Source organism: Acinetobacter sp. 1424608 (assembly GCF_000588255.1).
GTDB lineage: Bacteria > Pseudomonadota > Gammaproteobacteria > Pseudomonadales > Moraxellaceae > Acinetobacter > Acinetobacter nosocomialis.
The window spans coordinates 1-2,436 of sequence record NZ_JFXL01000044.1 but is presented as its reverse complement, the minus strand read 5'-3'; the positions used below and the strand labels follow the sequence as shown (position 1 = coordinate 2,436).

At 49.3% G+C, this 2,436-nt stretch carries 1 protein-coding gene; it reads right to left on the bottom strand.

Annotation, left to right across the window (positions count from 1 at the left end; translation table 11 throughout):
• Nucleotides 1-2,436, bottom strand: a 2,436-nt coding sequence (locus J678_RS22685) for a beta strand repeat-containing protein (RefSeq protein ID WP_228132399.1), incomplete at both ends; no start/stop codon positions are given.

Sequence of the window (2,436 nt, the reverse complement as noted above, 5' to 3'; positions counted from 1 at the left end):
CAAGTCAGTTGCACTTACTGTGTAGTCAGTGCCGTTAACGTTTACGACTGTGCCTACCACTGCATCTGGACCCAACGCTACACGGGCATTAAAGCTGCCATCTGTGCCAAGTTCTGATGCATTGATGATGCCATCAGCATTTAAGTCATCCGGTACTGTAATCGGACCAAGCAAGTTCGCTGCTGCAGTATCTACAGTCACGACCGCGCTACCTGTGCCCACATTACCTGCAGGGTCGGTTGCTGTCACAGTCACAGTATGCGGACCGTCAGCCAACACTGGAAGTGTATTGTCTGCAAGTGTCCAGGTACCGTTACCATTGTTCACCGCAGTATAGTTCACACCATTTACAGTCACCACAACAGTCGCTGTTGGATCATTCACTGTACCTGTTAATTCAGGTGTACTGTCATTGGTGGTGACATCACTTAAACCAACTGTCGGCGCAGTAGCGTCTAAAGTTACCGTCACATCTGCCGGGCTACTGATGTTGCCTTGCGCATCCACTGCTTGGGCATGAATGGTAATTGGGCCATCCGCTGTTACAGGAATCGCTGCGGTGATATAGCCATTGCCAAGGTCAGTTGCACTCACTGTGTAGTCAGTGCCATTAACATTCACAACAGTACCCACCGCTGCATCTGGGCCCAACGCTACACGCGCATTGAAGCTACCGTCTGTGCCAAGTTCTGATGCATTGATGATACCGTCGGCATTTAAGTCATCCGGTACGGTGATCGCACCAAGCAAGTTCGCTGGTGTGGTATCCACAGTTACAGTGACATCGGTAGGACTGCTGATATTACCTTGTGCATCCACTGCTTGGGCATGGATGGTAATTGCACCATCGGCTGTTACAGGAATCGCTGCTGTGATATAGCCATTCGTCAAGTCAGTTGCATTGACAGTGTAGTCAGTGCCGTTAACATTCACAACAGTACCCACCGCTGCATCTGGACCCAACGTTACACGGGCATTAAAGCTACCGTCTGCGCCAAGTTCTGATGCATTGATAATACCATCAGCATTTAAGTCATCCGGTACTGTAATCGGGCCAAGCAAGTTTGCTGGTGTTGTATCCACAGTCACAGTGACATCTATTGGACTGCTGATATTACCTTGTGCATCCACTGCTTGGGCATGAATGGTAATCGGACCATCCGCTGTTACAGGAATCGCTGCGGTGATATAGCCATTCGTCAAGTCAGTTGCACTTACTGTGTAGTCAGTGCCGTTAACGTTTACTACAGTACCCACCGCTGCATCTGGACCCAATGCTACACGGGCATTAAAGCTACCGTCTGCGCCAAGTTCTGATGCATTGATGATGCCATCAGTATTTAAGTCATCCGGTACTGTGATCGCACCAAGCAAGTTCGCTGGTGTGGTATCCACAGTCACAGTGACATCTGTTGGACTGCTGATATTACCTTGTGCATCCACCGCTTGTGCATGGATAGTAATTGGGCCATCAGCAACCACTGGGATCACTGCTGTGATATAGCCATTCGTCAAGTCAGTTGCACTCACTGTGTAGTCAGTGCCGTTAACGTTTACTACAGTACCCACCGCTGCATCTGGACCTAATCCTACACGGGCATTGAAGCTATTGTCTGTACCCAGTTCTGATGCATTGATGATGCCATCAGTATTTAAGTCATCCGGTACTGTAATCGCACCAAGCAAGTTCGCTGGTGTGGTATCTACAGTTACAGTGACATCTGTTGGACTGCTGATGTTGCCTTGCGCATCCACTGCTTGTGCATGGATTGTAATTGGGCCATCTGCTGTTACAGGAATCGCTGCTGTGATATAGCCATTGCCAAGGTCAGTCGCACTCACTGTGTAATCAGTACCATTGACATTCACAACAGTACCCACCGCTGCGTCAGAACCCAATGCTACGCGGGCATTGATGCTGCCGTCTGTGCCAAGTTCTGATGCATTGATAATGCCGTCAGCATTTAAGTCATCCGGTACTGTAATCGCTCCAAGTAAGTTCGCTGGAAGCGTATCTACAGTCACGATTACATCTGCTGGACTGCTGATATGACCTTGTGAATCCACTGCTTGTGCATGGATGGTGATTGGACCATCTGCAGTTACAGGAATTGCTGCGGTGATATAGCCATTCGTCAAGTCAGTTGCACTTACTGTGTAGTCAGTGCCGTTAACGTTTACGACTGTGCCTACCACTGCATCTGGACCCAACGCTACACGGGCATTAAAGCTGCCATCTGTGCCAAGTTCTGATGCATTGATGATGCCATCAGCATTTAAGTCATCCGGTACTGTAATCGGACCAAGCAAGTTCGCTGCTGCAGTATCTACAGTCACGACCGCGCTACCTGTGCCCACATTACCTGCAGGGTCGGTTGCTGTCACAGTCACAGTATGCGGACCGTCAGCCAACACTGGAAGTGTATTGTCTGCAAG